Genomic DNA, 17111 nt, shown 5'->3' with positions numbered 1-17111 from the left:
CTGCGGCTACCCCGCTAGCGGCAGCTCAATAAAGAAAGTCGTCCCTACCCCCTCCTCCGTCTCAAACCAAATGCGGCCGCCCGCACTCTCGATGCCGCGCCGGGCCACGGCCAGCCCAATGCCCGAGCCGGTAGCCTTGGTGGTAAAGTTGGGCATGAAGATTTTATCGCGTGCGCCTTCGGCAATGCCGGCTCCGTTGTCGGCAATGGTTATCAACACTTTATCTACCCCACTGGCTTGCACGCCCACTTCTTGAAAAGGGGGCCGCCCAGCTGGCACAGCTTGCTTGGCGTTGAGCAGCAGGTTGTTGAAGGTGCGCACCAGCAGGCTTTCATCGGCAAAGACGGTGTAGGTGCCATCGGGGGGTAGGGCCAGGCGTAGCTCGCCATTTTCGGCCCCGTCGCTCTCCCGAAACAAGTCGGCGCAGTGCCGCAGCACGGCCACTAAATCGAGGCGCACGGGCCGCATGGTGGGCAGGTTGGTAAAGGTGCTGAACGAGGTAGCAATGTCGCTAAGCACATCAATCTGGGTAATCAGCGTTTGCGAGATGCGCCCAATGAGCTCCTCCGCATTGGGCCGGCGCTCGTTGATGGCCTTTTGCAAGTACTGGAGGCTCAGCTTCATGGGTGTGAGCGGATTCTTAATTTCGTGGGCTACCTGGCGGGCCATTTCGCGCCAAGCAGCTTCTTTTTCCTGCGTAGCCAGCTCGCGCTTGCTAGCCTCCAACTTGTGCAGCATCGTATTATACTCGCGCACCAGCAGGCCAATCTCATCGTCGGAAGACCGGTAGTCGAGTAGCTCGTTCTCACCGGTGAGGGTAGTGCGCATCAGGCGCTGGGTCAAGAGCTTGAGGGGTGCCGTAAGCTGGCGCGTGGCCACGAAAGCCAGCCCCAGAAACACCAAGAACATGAGCGTGAAGATGTTCAGGATGGTCGTAAACAACTCGGTCAGCTTGCTATCCAACTCCTTCTGCGAGTCAAAAAACGGAATACCCACGTAGCCCAGTAACGGCCCGGTGCTGCTACCCGTCTCGCGCACCGGCAAGTACAAGGACTGAAACGAGAGCGTGCCCGCCCGCTCGGTAAGTAGCGTGCGGCTTAGGCCACGCTCGTGCAAGTCGGCAATGGCCTGGGGGTTCAGTAGCGGCCCCAGCAGCCCCGCCTCGAAGATAAGCGGCTGCGAGCTGACCAGCAGCATACCCTTGGTATCGTAGAGGTTGAGGTCGGTTTCGGTGAGCGAGGCTACGTTGCCAGCCAGCGCCGTGAGGGCCGGGCGGGCCGTGGTATCGGCCAGCAGCTCGCGCCGCCGTAGCAAGTTCTCGAGGGCAATGCGCCCGCGGCGCTCGTATGTGCGGCGCAAGTCGCGCTGGTAGCCCGAAATAACCTGGCTGGCCGTAGCTAGGCTCACTACCAAAAGCGGAATGAGGATGCCGATATTAAGCAGCAACTGAATGCGGGCGCTGAAGTTGACCTGCACACCCCACTCGCCGCGGCGCAGCAATAAGTACACGCCAATGACCAGCAACCAGCCCAGCACATTTAAGATTAGCTGGAAGGAGAAGTTGGACAGCCAATCGACGAAAGAGTAGGTAGAGGTGGTAACAATAACCACGCGCCCGCTCGAATCGCGCACCCCTAAGTGGTGGTAATCACTAATCACCAACCCGTTGGTATAGAGGCGGCGGTCTTTGAGCAGCGCGGGGGGTAGGCGGTTGGCATAGTCGAAGTCACCCTCGCTGTAGGCGAGGCGGCCTTTGGCGTAGCCCGCGTAGCTGAGGTCGGTAGCCAGGCCCGGCTGAAAAAACTTTTGGTCGACCAGCAGTTCGGGCAGTACGCTGTAGCTCGACAGCTTTTTAAGGCTAAGCATCAGCAAAATAGTGCCTGCCGGGGCGGGTGGCCCAATGCCCGCGCGCGGCGGGGCTATCACCGTCACCACCACCGCGTAGCGCCGGGAGTTAAATGAATTGTCCGATTTTAACAGGTACACGCCCGCTTGGTCGGTAGTGGTGGCAAGGCGCGTAAGCCGGTCTCGGGCCTGGTTGAACGTCAAGGTATCCCCTTCGTCATTCGGAATGGGATTGCCAGCAGGGTCAAAAAAATCGATATCTTCTTCGTACTTATCAAAGTAGTCGCGCAGGTACTGCCGAGAAATGCGGCGGCGTAGCACGTCGGTGCGCACTGGCGCGTTCTGCAATTGCCGCGCAATTGAAGGGTCAGCCGCGAGCAAGTGCAACCGCTGACCTAGGAGAAACTCTCCTTGCAGGTCATTGTCTATTAATAGATTGCTTGCTATTTTTTGTTTGTCAGACAATAGCTGCCGGTCGAATTGTTCATACAAAGCCAGCGCCCCCGTTGCCGCGCACAGCCCTAGCAAGAGGAGCAGCAAATACTGCCGGCCCCCTTGCGACTGCGGCTCGTCGAGGCTGCCGCCCCGCACCAGCGCCAGGTAGGCGCACGCCAACCCCGGCAGCACCAACAGCGACTGCTGCCTTACCCCCCCCGTTAGCAGTAAGATAGCTGCTAGCAGCGCCAGCAGCCACGGCACTACGCGGTAGCGCCGCAGGCGGCGCAGGTCGGGCGCCAGCAGTTGCGTCAGCACTACGAAGCTGCTCACGAAGGCCGCGGTGTGCAGCAGCACGGCCAGCATCAGTACTAGTCGAAAACCGCTGAACTGGATGCTCTGGGTAATATCCAGCGACAACTGCCGGTTGTTGAACGTGCTGGCATAATAGCTATATAACCCACTCAAAACCAATAAAAACGCCAGCCCAGCCCCCAAGCCCCAGCGGCCAGGCGCCGCCTGGGCAGCGCGCTTAGGCAGCCGATAGTGGCGGCTCAGCAGCATAGCCCCTATACCAGCCAGCAAAGCCAGCAAGCCGTTTAATAGTAAGTCGCCTAGCGAAGGCGCCCAGCCCGATACAGCATATACACGCGGGTCAAACAGCGGCAGTTCTACCCACGTAGAAGGAAGACTCAAGTACAGCAGCACCAGCCGCAACAGCGCGATTGGCACTACCAGCGCTCCCACGGCCGCCCCACCTTGCCCCTGCCGCCACCAACGATGCGCAATGCCTAGCCAGGCGGCCACGTAGCTCAGCACTCCCAGCAATAAAAATAATAAAGGTAACTCGTTATTACCCAATATATTACCCGGCAGCTGCACTACCGAAAACAAGTAACTTCCCTTCGAGTCTACTAAGGCTGCTACGGAGCCAGCAGCAGTACCGGCGGCTACTTGGTGGGCTTGCACGCGCACTTCCAGGCCCTGAAGCAGGGCTGGTTCGGCATCATCGCGTAGGTAACGGTTGTTGATGCCGTAGTGGCGGGCCAGCGGAATATAAACCAGCACGGCGACCGTCCCGACAGTGCGCCGCACTACTAAAAACTCACCTAAAGCATTCTGCACCAAGCGCTCCGCAGCGGGGTCAGCCAAGTCAGAGGGGGTAGGCTCGGGCCCAGAGGCCGACCAGCCTAGCAGATGCCCATTCACCGCCACAAACGTGGGAAACGAGCTTCGGGCCAGCAGTTGGCCAAAATTGGGAGTCGCGGGGGGCTGGCTCCTCAAGGCAATGTATGTAGCCTCGCGGCTAGCAGTAGCGGTAGCCTGGTTCACCAAGCCTTGCAGCCGCGCCGCATCGGGGCGCATCAGGCCATCGCTGGGTAGCTGGGTGTAACTAGTGGCTAGCTGCGCGGCTCCAAAACTCAAAAATGCCAGCAGCAGCAGCGCCCACGGCCAATAAACAACCAGCCGCTGCCGGATAGGAGGGGAAAGTAACGGCAGGTTACTGCTTGACAAGGGGTAGGGATGCTGATTAGGTAGCTGCAAGCTAAGGCCAAAGGCCTATTTATGCTTCAGATAGCTTGGGTCGAAACGCACGCCCCCAAAAGCATATAGCATCACAGCACGGGCATAGCGGAATGATGGTGGCGTAAGCACCAGCATAATAATCGCCACGCAGGTTACGTACACCCACGTGTCGGGGTCGCCGGCCAGCCAGTAGAGCACAGCGCCAGTCAGCAGCACAATGGGCACCGAAAACCCGAAGCTGATATACATTGCCCCCCAGTAAAAGCCAGGTTCAGGCTCGTAGTGCTGCCCACAAACGGGGCAGTTTTCCGGCATATCCGTAAACTTACTTAAGTTATACGTGCTATGCGAAAACAAGGGCCCCATATGGCAACGCGGGCAGCGCTGGGCCAGCAAGGCTAACCACCATGCGCGAATCGGTCTCAAGAGTTGGCCGGACGCTTAGGATGCGTGCGACGATACCATACAAAGCCAATGGCGCCCATCAGGATGTAGGGAGCCGTCATCATATACACGATGCCCTTGTTAAGGCCCGACACATCATAATCGTCTTTCTCCTGTCGCGCAGCTTCTACCTGGCTCTTGCACATAACGCACTGGGCAGCAGCCCGACTTGGCGCCCAAAAGCCTAGCAGCACAAAGTTTATAGTCAGTATCAGAAGGAGCTTTTTCATATGGTCACAACCTCAGTAAGCAGAATAAAGTTAGTCAGTAGCTACTGTTTTTCTACCCCCTACCCAGCTGGGTAGTACGGAGCAATCATAAAGTAGACGATTACGCCAGTTATTGAAACGTAAAGCCAAACTGGGAAAGTCCACCGGGCAATGCGCTTATGCTTGGTGTACTGACCAGTTAGCGCAAAGTATAGCGTAAACAGCACCAACGCTACTGTTACCACAGCTAGGCTAATGTGCGTCAGCAATAGCAAAAAGTATACGGCCCGTAACGCGCCAGTACCTCCAAAATGCGTGCTGGCCACCTGCGAGTGGTAGGCTACGTACGATACCAAAAAGAGAGCACCTAAGCCAAAAGCTGTACCCATAGCCGCTCGGTGGGCCAGCACATTTTGCTGCCGAATGAAGTAATAGCCCACCAGCAGCGCAACGGCCGTGAGCGAGTTAAGGGCAGCATTGAGGGCAGGCAGAAACCGCAAATGTGCATCAGCCCCCTGAATCTGGAATATCCCTTTGTAGTAGAAAAGTATTGCTACCAGTACCGGCACAATCACTCCCAAACCACCCAGAATGATTTTGTACTTCGTGTAGTCTCCCGGTTCTAATACGGGAGGATGCAACTGCTCAGTGGCTGTGGTCATAGGTGTATAGCAAAACGTTTATCTCCGTAATCAGCCGCTCTATCTCATGGATATCGGTGCCATCGTAATAGCCCCGCACATGCTGGTCATGGTCGATTAATAACAACCGGCCGAGCGGCAGGTTCCCCGGCTCAGTAGTAGGGCGAAATGGCAAATGGGCAGGTTGTAGGGTAGTCACGCCAAATTCCTGACTGGCTAACTGCTGCAACGTGTCAGCGGGTGCGGTCAGAAAAAACCATTTGCCACTTATAGTGCCATATTGTTCACTCAGCTTCTCCAATGAGACAGCTGCTTGCAGGCTACCAACTCCTTCGGGGGATGGCACCAGGGTAGCTAAGCGTACCCGGGGCTCACGCCGAAACTTCTCCTGCAAACGCGCTAAATAGCGTGTCACCTCCGCATTAGCTTCTCCAGTACCGAAAAACTGTACTACATACATCCCTTGTCCTAGCTCAGTAGCTGAAACGTACCGCCCCCCTACCCCCCGCAAGCGGAATGACCTTACCCGGTGAAAAACAGTATCGCGCTGCCCCCCTGTAGCCGAGCGAACAGGTTCTGTTCGCTCGGGCAAATAGGTTGGCAGCGCGTAATGATTTCGACCGAAGCCGTAAAGGAAAAGGAACGCCAGCACTGGCACCAGCAGGAGCAGGCCCAGCAAAATGGTCTGGCGTGGCCGCATCCGTTAGCTACTGAACATATGCGATAGCACTTCGCCCACGTAGGAACCTTCCGTTACGAGGGCTACCACTAGCCACACCAACAAAGCAGTTGGCACCAAAATAGTCCAGATTAGGCTCTTGGTTTCGTGCTTTAAGTGCATGAATTCGCCCACGATGAAGAAAGCCTTCAAAATCGTCAGCACAATAAAGATGCTGTTGCGCAGTGTGCGCAGGCCGGGCGAAGTCATACCAAAAGCAAAGGCAAACTCTATAGCCGTGATGACAACTAGGATTACAAATACTCTCCAAATCCAACGCGTATTGGGCTTGGCAATTTCGCCGGGATGCAAGGCGAGTTCTTCGGCGTGATTAGACATAATCGATAAATGAGTAAAGAAGTAAGGTAGTATTGAGAAAAATGAATTGCGCGAAGGCAACTACTCATTTACCTCAACTGCTCATTTGCTATTAAACCAAGTAGAAGAAGGTGAATACAAACACCCAAACTAAGTCTACAAAGTGCCAATAGAGACCGATTTTCTCAATCATTTCGTAGTGGCCGCGCTTTTCGAAAGTGCCGTTGGTAGTGGCAATAAAGCACCACACCAATAGGCAGACACCGGAGAACACGTGCGTACCATGGAAACCCGTAATAAAGAAGAACAAGTCACCGAATAGCGGCGGACCGTATTGGTTCATCGCCAGGTTGGCACCAAAAAAGGGCGTTCCATCAGCCATAATGGTAGGCTCTACGTGGCCGCCAATAAAGTGACTCCATTCCCAAGCCTGTGAGCTTAGAAACATTGTGCCGAAGAGGATAGTCCAGAGCAGCCACTTTTGTACGTCGGCTTTGTCCATACGGTGGCCAGCTTCTACCGCTAATACCATCGTTACAGAGCTGAAGATGAGAATCATCGTCATAAGAGCCACAAAAGCCAGCGGCAAATCCACGCCGTGCAGGCCTGGGAAGGCATTAAACACTTTTTCAGGCGTCGGCCACCAAGCCGAACTGAAGTGGAATGTGCCTTGCGTAGTAGGGTCAAATACGCCGTGCTTGTGGCGAATGAGGCCGTAGGCAGTCAGGAACGCGCCAAAGGTGAAGGCATCCGATAGCAGGAAGAACCACATCATCAGCTTGCCGTAGCTCGCCTTGAAGGGTTCATTGCCGCCGTCCCAGGTACCAGTGCGCGGAGCATCGGCGTAGGCGGCGGGGGCAGCGGTAGGCTGCAAAGTAGTGGAATGGGCCATAACGGACAACAAAAGGACAGGCTTGGTTTACGCCAAAAGCCCGTTTAGTGGTTCAAAAGTAGGAACAAATACAAGTACCACCAAAGCCCACCCAGGAAGTGCCAGTAAATGGTGGCGTTGCCAATCGAGAGCATTGCGCGCGAATGCACCTGATAATTAAGGCTTCGCTTCAATACAACGGCTACAAAAATGAGACCCGTGATAAGGTGAAACGCGTGCACCCCCATGAGTACATATACAAATGAACCCGACGGATTAGCATCAGCCCCACCAAAGAAGGTGTGCCCAGCCACTAACTCGCTCCAAGCATGCAGCTGCCCAAGCAAGAAAACGACCCCTAACCCCAAAGTCAGGAGTAATCCCAGGTTCACCCGTTTTACCTCATCTTGTTTAGACGAATAGTAGGCCCACTGCATGGAAGCGCTACTCAACGCAATCACAATAGAGTTGAATAATAGGCTCATGGGCAAGTCAAACTCGCGCCAGTTGCCTTCGTCGCGCCGCACGATATAGCCGCTAGTAAAAGCCGCAAACATCATGATGATGCTAAAAATCAGAAGAATAAGAATTATGCGTTTAGGATGGGTTCCCAATCCTACCTCTTTGTCAGCCAGCGTTGCTTCTGAAGCTTTCATATTATAGTTGATGAGCAGTTAATCGTATCAGCAAATAAGTTCTCTACTAGGCCAGCGTGAGCGCTACTTGCTTCTTATCGAACACCTGAAGGCGCAATAAAAATCAAACTTTATCTAAAACCAGCGCTATTTGTACAATGGGCAAATAGAGGAATGATGCAAACATGATACTTAGAGCCGCCTTGCGGTCTTGGGTGCGCATGAGCCGCACAGTAAGGATTAAAAAGAGCACGCCACACACCAATGCTACCCCAGCTGAAATGCGCCCTGATATACCCAGTACCAGTGGGAGAAGCGATACCGGAATCAACAGCACCGTATATGTCATTATTTGGAAAGCGGTGCGCAAATCGCGCTCGCCGGGCGAGGGCAGCATCTTAAAGCCAGCCCGCTTATAGTCGTCGTCGGCCACCCAGGCAATGGCCCAGAAGTGCGGAAACTGCCACATAAACTGAATGCCGAACAGTACCCAAGCTGGTATGCCAATGAAGCCTGTAGCGGCCACCCAGCCGATGAGGGGAGGTAGGCCGCCCGGAATAGCACCTACCGCTACGCACACCGGTGACACCGTTTTGAGTGGCGTGTAAATGAAGCCATACAGGATAAGCGAAAGCAACGACAGCGCCGCCGTAAGCGGGTTGAAGCAGTAGGCCAGCAAGGCCAGCCCTGCTACCCCTAGCAGCACGCAAAAGGCCCAAGCCTCATTAGACGACACGCGGCCAGTAGGCAATGGGCGGTTCTCGGTGCGGTGCATCAGCTTATCAAGGTCTTTCTCGAACACCTGATTGATGATGTTCGCCGAGCCCGTCACCAGCAAGCCTCCTAGCAGTACTAGCAGCGTTTTGCTCCAACTTATGGTGTGGGCTCCGAGCAAATATCCTAGCGCACTCGAAAACGCTACCGTAAACGAAAGCCGGAACTTGAGTAATTGAAAATAGGCGCGGGCCTTCGACATTAACCTGATATAATTGCGACTGCAAAGGTACGCCCGATAGCACGTAGGGTGTCCTTACCCCCGCTCGGAACTAGCAACCGCTTCTGCAGAAGATATCGGTACTAATGACTTGCCACTAGCCAGCTGCCTTAGCGCTAGCAGGGTTAAAAATTGCACCCCAAATAGTAGGGTAGCCAATGTGAGGTGGATAGGCTGTATAAAAGCCGGTAATGCGAAATAAGCCAACGAAATACCTGCTAGCATTTCTAGGCTAAGTATGACCAACGTACCTCCTACCAGTATACGAAGCCTACCCCCCTCTACCTGCCACAGCTGGTAGCTAGTAAAAACATTCATTAGGACTACGATGGCTGATAGCGTCCGGTGCGATTCAAATACGCTTCCGAGTTGGTCTATCCACCCTGCCCGGCCAGTATAATTGGCCGCTGAAGCCACTATATCCACTTGCTCACGCACTTGAGTACCCAACACTATCTGAACGAAAGTGAGCATGATGGCTCCCCACAGCAACCCTTGCAATCCAGCACTAACGGCAGATGCTTGATTATTCTGTTTTACTGCTGTTTCTGAAACTGCTAGCTCTATCGATTTTTCTTCGTCCCTACCCCCCCATTGCGCACGGTGGGCGGCATAGAGTAATAGAGCCATTATCAGCAGTGCCAAGCCCATGTGAATAGTGACCATAACCGGCAATAGGTTAGTCGACACGACAAGTGAACCTAGCCAACCTTGTGCTCCCGTTAATAACCAGCTTGCAACTGCTAACCAAAAAATCGGTCGGTCACGTTTCCAATACGGGATGGCCACTATCGCAGTCACAAATACAAAAACCCCAATTAGTGCCCCTAATAAGCGGTTTAGGTATTCAATCCAGGTTTTGGTTGCATTAAAATCAGTTTCTATATACTGCGTTGGATGCGCAAATATTTCGCCAGCCACTTGTTTAAAGCCTAAGCTTGCTAAAGTGCGGGCTAGTTTCTGATTTTTTGCTACTCGTTGTGCTGTATATACTTCCTTATAATTAGCAGGAAGTTGGCTACTAGCAGTGGGCGGCACCCACTGCCCAAAGCAACGGGGCCAATCGGGGCATCCCATACCTGAGCCAGTAGCACGCACCACTCCACCAACTAATATTAATAAATAAATACTAATGACAGTCACAACGCTCCAGAAACGGAAGCGTCGTATAAAACCAAGTTCTTTCATCTCTTTTATAAAACAAATTAGGATGGCCTTATCTCTCACTAAAAGGCAAAATAAAACGGGCCGCCGTGGTGCGGCGGCCCGTTTAGGCAATGTCAACTCAATTTGTTAATCGTCTAGTTCGCGCTCGTAAGGCAGGTTAGACGAAGCAGTCTGGGAATACGGCACGTTCTGCGGAATGAAATCAGTTTCTGCACCCGGCTTGCTATAATCGTAAGGCCAACGGTATACAGCGGGGATCTCACCAGGCCAGTTGCCATGGCCCGGTATTATCGGGGTAGTCCATTCAAGCGTAGTAGAGTTCCACGGATTTTGCGTGGCGCGACGGCCGCGGAAAATGCTGTAGAAAAAGTTGAATATAAAGATGAACTGAGCAAAAAATGCAATAATCGCGGCAGCTGAAATGAACTTATTCAAATCAGCAAATTGTGAGAACGCATCAAAACCAGTCCAAGAATAGTAGCGACGGGGGAAACCAGCGATGCCTACATAGTGCATTGGCATAAATACCAAGTATACACCTATGAAAGTCAACCAGAAGTGAATGTAACCCAACTTCTCGTCCATCATCCGACCAAACATCTTTGGAAACCAATGGTAGACACCAGCGAACAACCCAAAGAAAGCCGAAGAACCCATTACCAAGTGGAAGTGAGCTACCACAAAGTAAGTATTGTGCATCTGGATATCAAGAGTAGCATTACCAAGAATAATGCCCGTCAAGCCACCAGAAATGAACAGCGATACGAAGCCGATAGCAAATAGCATAGCTGATGTGAAGCGAATATTTCCACGCCACAGGGTTGCTAGCCAGTTAAACACCTTAACACCCGATGGAACAGCGATAATCAATGTTAGGAACATGAATACCGAACCAAGGAAAGGATTCATACCCGTTACGAACATGTGGTGTGCCCACACAACGAACGATAGAAGTGAAATACCAATCAGCGAGCCAATCATAGCGCGGTAACCGAAGATAGGTTTACGCGCATTGGTAGCGAGTATTTCTGAAACCATACCCATAGCGGGCATAATTACAATGTACACCTCAGGGTGACCTAAGAACCAGAACAAATGCTGGAACAGTACTGGCGAACCACCTTGGTTATGCAAAGCCTGCCCGGCAATGTAGATGTCAGACAGGAAAAATGATGTGCCAAAAGAACGGTCAAATACGAGCAGCAGTGCTGCCGAGAAGAGTACTGGGAATGACAAAATACCCAGAATAGCTGTTAAGAAAAAAGCCCATATGGTAAGGGGCAACTTGCTCATGCTCATCCCGCGGGTGCGCATATTAATGACGGTAGTCACATAGTTTACACCACCTAATAGCTGAGACACGATAAAGAATACCATGCTCACCAACCACATCGTCATGCCCATTCCTGAACCTGAAATGGCTTGTGGAAGTGCACTAAGTGGCGGGTAGATAGTCCAACCAGCCGCAGCAGGGCCGGTCTCCAAGAACAGCGAGCTGAACATAATAACACTGGACAGAAAAAAGAACCAGTAGGATAACATGTTCATAAAACCCGAAGCCATATCGCGGGCGCCCACTTGTAGCGGAATTAAGAAGTTGGAGAATGTACCCGATAAGCCTGCCGTTAGCACGAAGAACACCATGATGGTGCCGTGCATAGTTACAAGAGCCAAATAGAATTCGGGGTCTAGCTTGCCACCTGCAATCCATTTACCAAGGAGTGGTTGCAACCAATCAAGTGTAGCCTCCGGCCAGCCAAGCTGCAAACGGAAAAGACTTGATAATAGACCACCAATAACTGCCCAAAACATTCCTGTAATAAGGAACTGCCGAGCAATCATCTTATGGTCTTGGCTGAATACGTACTTCCACAACCAATGCTGGTCATGATGCTCGTGGTCGTGCAGGTGGTCGTCATGCTCGGTATGGGGCACTGGAGCAGTGCCAATACCGCCTTGCGACTGTGCGGAAACCGGAAGGTTAGTAGCCATATTAAAGCGCTTATTCTAAGGAGTAAATATTAGAGCGAAGCTTGGGCAGCCAGTGGTACAGCTGGAGTTTCTCCAGTTTCCTCAATAGCCTCAGCTCTAGCTGCTTTGCTATTCCCTTTACCCAAACCAGTTTGTTGGCTCATCTGCTTAAAGGAAGCCATCAAATCAGCATTTTTAGATACTGGAGTTTGAGCTGCAAACCATGCTACGTAATCATCTGGCTCATCTACTACAATATTGAGCTTCATAGCAAAGTGACCTTTGCCACAAATTTGATTGCAAGCCAGTTCGTAGTTAAACTTAGGATTACCTAGTTTAGCTCGCATTTCATCAGTAGTTGTAGTGGGAGTAAACCAAAAACGCGTTGGCATACCCGGCACTGCATACATCTGCACACGGAAGTGCGGCATATATACAGCATGTAATACATCGCGTGAGCGAATTTTAATGAGAACTGGATGACCTTTTGGGACGTGTATCTCAGAAGCAGTAAAATCATCTAAAGCTGATTTATCGCTCAAGTCAAACCCAAAGTCATTCGAGGCATCAATCAAGCGGTAGTTTACAACGCCCAATTTCATGTCTCTACCAGGATACCGTACTAACCAGTTAAACTGCTTACCCATTACCTCTAAGACAATGGCATCCTTAGGAGCAGGACCCGTGATACGCGTCCACGCTTTCCAACCAGCAAAAATCAAAGCAGCCATTACAATAGCTGGGATAATAGTCCAGATTACTTCGATTTTATTATTGTGGGCAAAAAAGTAAGCGCGACGCCCATCTTGATGCTGATACTTATAAGAATAGATGAACAGCAAGGCTTGCGTAATAGCGAAAGCAACGCCAATTACTATCATCGTTGTCCAAAACATTTTTTCCATTGCATGGCCATGGACCGAAGCAATAGGAGGATTCATCTTAGAAAAGTTATTGGCGAAAGACCAGAAGAAGGCCGCACCACCTACTACCATGAACACCAACATGAGCAATGCATTAATGCGATTGCTCATGCCTATCTCCTTCACGTAGGAACCAGAGAAAATAGAAGTCAGAATCTGGAGGCGAAACAATAGGCCGAAAACGACCAAGAGCAGCACCAAAACCAGCAGTATAGTTAAAGCAGTCATTTGAGGGGGGGTAGAAGTCAGAAGCTAGAAGCTAGAGCAAAAACGGCAGGAGCATACAAAAACTCTTGTCTATTTTTCTAGCTACTATATTCTAAAACATTAAGTCGTATGGTGAACGCTTTCCTCGACAAAGGGATGATTTACTGGTATCAGCGAAGCTGAAACCAAGCGGCGAGTCACTAGAATGAGAAATGCACCTAAGAAAATCATGGCAATCCCAATCTCAATGAGGAACCCATTATCCCCCTTCAAAGTGCCCGGCATTATCATTAAATAAAAGTCAGACCAATGCCCAATTAGAATAGCAATGCAAACGATTTTCATAATAATCATTTGCCGCTTAGCATCTCGGGTCATCAAAGCCAAAAAAGGGAAGGCGAAGTTGATAACAAGGTTGAAGTAAAACATCCAAGTATATCGGCCTTCAAATCCACCTAAGCGCTGATTGAAGTAGACTGCCTCTTCAGGTAAGTTGGCATACCAAATAAGCATGAACTGGGAGAACCATACATATGTCCAGAAGATGCTGAAACCAAACATCAATTTACCTAAGTCATGAAAGTGGTTAGAGTTCATGAAGCGCAGGTAGCCAGCTTGCTTTAAGAAGATAGCAATAAGCGTAGTTGCCGCAATACCTGATACCCACCAGGAAGCAAATACATACCAGCCAAACATGGTGCTAAACCAGTGGACGTCAACTGACATTACCCAGTCCCAAGCCGACATGGAAGAAGTAACGGCAAATAGAACTAAGAATAAGGCTGCTGTTTTGACACTTGTGTGGAAGTAACTAGTGCCACCATTTAGGTCTTCTTGTATTGATAACTGCCGCAACCGCCAAGAAAAAACTGCCCAAATAGTAAGGTAGGATATCATACGTATTAGGTAAAAACCCAATGTCAGAAATCCTGATTTGCCAGCTACAATTTTATCGTAAGTAGCTGAGCCCTTCGTCATGATGCCTTCGTGCGTCCAGTGGAAGATATCGTGGCGACCGATGAGGAAAAGCACAACTAGCAATACACCCCCAGGGATAAGCCATGCGCTAAGTGCTTCGTTAATGCGCTTAACTATTACTGACCAACCTGCATAGGCTACATACTGGATGGCCATAAAAACAGTACCGACCACTGATACGCCGATAAAGAATACATTACTATGCCAAAGACTGACAATAATGCGGCGAACTAACACTGAGTGGCCTTCATGAGCATCAGCATCGTGAACAGCTGTAGCCCCTAAATGACTTGCTGCTTCACCAGCCTCGTGATGCTCGCCCCAGTGCATTAGAGCAGCGATTATACCGATTATCAGTACTAGTACTCCAGCTCCAATAATAGCCATGAACGTGCGCTGAACCTTAGGGTCCAACTCCAACTGCTCAATAGCAGCAGGTTCGTGATGATGAGTCAGCGTTGACATACAGTTACATCGAGCCGTTTCGGCCTTTAGTGCCCTGCCCGGGCGTTTCAGAGCCTTTGTGCGCTTGCGCTTGGCCCTCTGGATTTTGGTTAGAACCGTCAGTCATAGCTGACGCATCACCTTTAGTCTCGCTAGTTGTTGGGGCTGGACTACTAACTCTAACTATTTTAGGTAGGTCAGCTGGGTCGTTATTTATTTGCAAGACGTGCACATACATCGCAATTTTCCAACGTTCCTCAGGATTTACTTGTGAACCGTGCGGCATCATACGATTGCGGCCCCATTCGATTACATGGTAAATGTGCCCATCGTTCATCGTCTTATAAGTGCCAGCCGAATAATTAGGCACCCCTTTGAATTTCATGCCCACTGGGCCTTGTCCATCACCCTTCTCGCCATGGCAATGCTGGCAGTTGCGGGTGTAAAGTGCCTGCCCTTCCTCGATATTCGCTTTTGTGTACGGATATGGGTTGTGCAACGTCCGCTCAGCAATAGTTACACTATCCTTAGGGATGTGGTCATAGTAAGCTAGTTTGCCTCGAGGTACTGTACCTACGGCAGGTACCCGCTCATTGATGCCAAAGGCATTGATAGTATTGAAGCTCGTTTGCCGTAACGGTTCGTATGGAATTGACTCATACATTTCCGGAGCATATTCAACCCCAGGGTCATTCGGGTCGGACGAGCAAGAGGCTAAGCCCGCGCTCAGCAGCAGCGAAGCTGTGTACAGCCCGTGTTTGAGAGAAGGCGACATCATTAGAATTTGGTCATTTCCTTTTGATTAACTTCACTAGCACCATTTTCACGGAGTAGTTTAGTTAATTGTGGCAATTGCGAACTACTTTCATCCAACTCAACTGCCATAACAAATTTGTCATCTGTTGAGCGGACATCCAGTACTGGCGTTTTGAAACGTGGGTATAACTTGGAGATAGTATAGAAAGTGATTACCATACCATGACAGGTGAAGAATACTGTCAATTCAAAACTCACCGGAATAAAAGCAGGCAAAGCAATATTTGGTTTACCACCAATTATCATAGGCCAATCAAAGCCAAGAGTATATATCTGCAGCCATAGTGCGAAAGCCAAACCACACATCCCGTAGAAGAATGCTGCAATAGGCAACCGTGAACGCTCAATACCTAGTGCATCATCAATGCCGTGTACTGGATAAGGAGAGAATACATCATATATTTTCACTCCGTTTCCACGCACATTATCAATGGCATGAAGGAGTACATCTTCATCGTCAAAGATGCCGAGGGCGAAGCGCTTAGTCATGTTTATCGTAGTTTACAGGTGCTGAAGCAGGAACGCCAGGAGTGGAATAAGGAGCAGGCGACATATGCCGGTCGGCAAGTTGTGCACCATTATTAGGACCATTATAAGTAGGACCATTATCTACCCCATATTTCAGGATAGACTTCACTTCAGCCATGTTGATAACGGGGAAGAACTTGGCAAACAGGAGGAATAGAGTAAAGAAAAGACCAATAGTCCCTACATAAACTCCAACGTCAATGCGAGTTGGTGAGAACATTGCCCAGGAAGAAGGCAAATAGTCACGGTGCAAAGACGATACGATAATTACAAAGCGTTCAAACCACATCCCGATATTCACAATGATAGACAAGGTGAAGGTCATTGGAATGCTGTAACGGATGCGACGGAACCATACAAACTGAGGCGAAAGCACATTGCAACTCATCATGCTCAGATAAGCCCACCAGTAAGGGCCCGTAGCACGGTTGATAAAACAATATTGCTCGTATTCAACTTGCGAGTACCAAGCAATGAAGAACTCTGTGATGTATGCTACGCCTACGATAGAACCTGTCACCATCATGATTTTATTCATGAGTGCAATGTGTTCTAACGTAATGTAATCTTCTAATTTAAATACCACTCGCGTGATAAGCATTAGCGTCAATACCATTGCGAAGCCTGAGAAAATTGCGCCCGCAACAAAGTATGGAGGGAAGATAGTAGTATGCCAACCTGGTACAACCGAGGTTGCAAAGTCCATCGATACGATAGTGTGTACCGACAATACAAGGGGGGTAGAAACACCAGCCAGGATAAGCGAAACCGTTTCGTAACGCGACCAATGTTTAGCTGAACCTGTCCAGCCCATGCTAAGTAGTGAATAGCTAACTTTAGCAATTTTCCCTTTAGCACGGTCACGGATAGTAGCAAAATCCGGCACCAGACCTGTATACCAGAATACTAGCGAGACAGTGAAGTAGGTTGAAATGGCAAATACATCCCACAGCAGAGGCGAATTAAAATTTGCCCAAAGCGAACCTAACGTGTTTTGCAGAGGAAAAACGTAAAAAGCTAGCCATGGACGGCCCATGTGCAGTACCGGGAACATAGCAGCGCAGATTACAGCGAAAATCGTCATCGCTTCTGCTGCTCGGTTGATAGAAGTCCGCCATTTCTGGCGGAAAAGCAGCAACACAGCTGAAATCAGCGTGCCCGCGTGACCGATGCCTACCCACCACACGAAGTTGGTGATGTCCCATGCCCAACCAATTGTTTTGTTTAGGCCCCACTCGCCAATACCAAACCAAAGGGTCCGGTACACAGAGTAGAAAAATACCCCGAGCAGAACGAGCGCCACAGATAGGGCACCCATCCAACGCACGTTAGGCGCAGCCTCTACCTGATAGCAGATATCCTGAGTTACGTCGTGGTACGTTTTTCCACCCGTTACGAGCGGGTTACGTACTGGTGATACGTGCTGCATAATGATGAAGA

16 protein-coding genes are annotated in these 17111 nt (G+C 50.5%); all 16 read right to left on the bottom strand.

Translation table 11 applies throughout. The annotated features are described in order from the left end of the window. Nucleotides 1-6: 6 nt before the first annotated feature. On the bottom strand, nt 7-3795 hold the full coding sequence (locus GO988_RS19395; RefSeq protein WP_157568672.1) for a sensor histidine kinase: 3789 nt from the start codon (nt 3793-3795) through the stop codon (nt 7-9). 45 nt (nt 3796-3840) lie between these two features. Beyond that, nucleotides 3841-4122, bottom strand: a complete 282-nt coding sequence (locus GO988_RS19390) for a DUF983 domain-containing protein (protein ID WP_157568670.1) — start codon at nt 4120-4122, stop codon at nt 3841-3843. Nucleotides 4123-4229: 107 nt separating this feature from the next. Then, the gene (locus tag GO988_RS19385) at nt 4230-4481 is read right to left on the bottom strand and encodes a hypothetical protein (protein ID WP_157568668.1); all 252 of its coding nucleotides are present in this window, start codon (nt 4479-4481) and stop codon (nt 4230-4232) included. A gap of 59 nt (nt 4482-4540) precedes the next feature. Next, nucleotides 4541-5122 carry a DUF420 domain-containing protein gene (locus tag GO988_RS19380; protein ID WP_157568666.1) on the bottom strand — a complete coding sequence of 194 codons (582 nt, stop codon included), beginning with the start codon at nt 5120-5122 and terminating at the stop codon, nt 4541-4543. Next, nucleotides 5106-5780, bottom strand: coding sequence for a hypothetical protein (locus GO988_RS19375; RefSeq protein WP_157568664.1), 675 nt, complete (start codon nt 5778-5780; stop codon nt 5106-5108). The genes GO988_RS19380 and GO988_RS19375 overlap by 17 nt, the downstream gene beginning before the upstream one ends. Before the next feature lie 24 nt (nt 5781-5804). Next, complete coding sequence (locus GO988_RS19370) at nt 5805-6158, bottom strand: cytochrome C oxidase subunit IV family protein (protein WP_157568662.1); 354 nt, start codon at nt 6156-6158, stop codon at nt 5805-5807. 91 nt (nt 6159-6249) lie between these two features. Then, on the bottom strand, nt 6250-7029 hold the full coding sequence (locus GO988_RS19365; RefSeq protein WP_157568660.1) for a cytochrome c oxidase subunit 3: 780 nt from the start codon (nt 7027-7029) through the stop codon (nt 6250-6252). 44 nt (nt 7030-7073) lie between these two features. Further along, nucleotides 7074-7664: a cytochrome c oxidase subunit 3 gene (locus GO988_RS19360; protein ID WP_157568658.1), complete on the bottom strand. Its 591-nt coding sequence runs from the start codon at nt 7662-7664 to the stop codon at nt 7074-7076. 103 nt (nt 7665-7767) lie between these two features. After that, the gene (gene cyoE / locus GO988_RS19355; protein WP_157568656.1) at nt 7768-8619 is read right to left on the bottom strand and encodes a heme o synthase; all 852 of its coding nucleotides are present in this window, start codon (nt 8617-8619) and stop codon (nt 7768-7770) included. A gap of 54 nt (nt 8620-8673) precedes the next feature. Further along, on the bottom strand, nt 8674-9864 hold the full coding sequence (locus GO988_RS19350; RefSeq protein WP_317164931.1) for a COX15/CtaA family protein: 1191 nt from the start codon (nt 9862-9864) through the stop codon (nt 8674-8676). Nucleotides 9865-9930: 66 nt separating this feature from the next. Further along, nucleotides 9931-11796, bottom strand: coding sequence for a cytochrome c oxidase subunit I (locus GO988_RS19345; RefSeq protein WP_157568652.1), 1866 nt, complete (start codon nt 11794-11796; stop codon nt 9931-9933). A gap of 29 nt (nt 11797-11825) precedes the next feature. Beyond that, entirely contained in the window at nt 11826-12926 is a 1101-nt protein-coding gene (locus tag GO988_RS19340; protein ID WP_157568650.1) for a cytochrome c oxidase subunit II, read from the bottom strand. Between the two features lie 99 nt (nt 12927-13025). Further along, on the bottom strand, nt 13026-14348 hold the full coding sequence (locus tag GO988_RS19335; RefSeq protein WP_232341604.1) for a quinol:cytochrome C oxidoreductase: 1323 nt from the start codon (nt 14346-14348) through the stop codon (nt 13026-13028). Between the two features lie 4 nt (nt 14349-14352). Continuing rightward, a complete protein-coding gene (locus tag GO988_RS19330; protein ID WP_232341603.1) occupies nt 14353-15105 on the bottom strand; it encodes a c-type cytochrome in 753 nt (250 codons plus the stop codon). Further along, on the bottom strand, nt 15105-15632 hold the full coding sequence (locus tag GO988_RS19325; protein ID WP_157568648.1) for a DUF3341 domain-containing protein: 528 nt from the start codon (nt 15630-15632) through the stop codon (nt 15105-15107). Before GO988_RS19325 ends, GO988_RS19330 begins: the two co-directional genes overlap by 1 nt. Then, nucleotides 15625-17100, bottom strand: coding sequence for an NrfD/PsrC family molybdoenzyme membrane anchor subunit (gene nrfD / locus GO988_RS19320; protein ID WP_232341602.1), 1476 nt, complete (start codon nt 17098-17100; stop codon nt 15625-15627). The genes GO988_RS19325 and nrfD overlap by 8 nt, the downstream gene beginning before the upstream one ends. Nucleotides 17101-17111: the final 11 nt, after the last annotated feature.

This window comes from Hymenobacter ginkgonis (assembly GCF_009755225.1).
GTDB lineage: Bacteria > Bacteroidota > Bacteroidia > Cytophagales > Hymenobacteraceae > Hymenobacter > Hymenobacter ginkgonis.
Note: the sequence above shows the minus strand (reverse complement) of the source record. Positions and strands in the feature narration are given on the sequence as shown.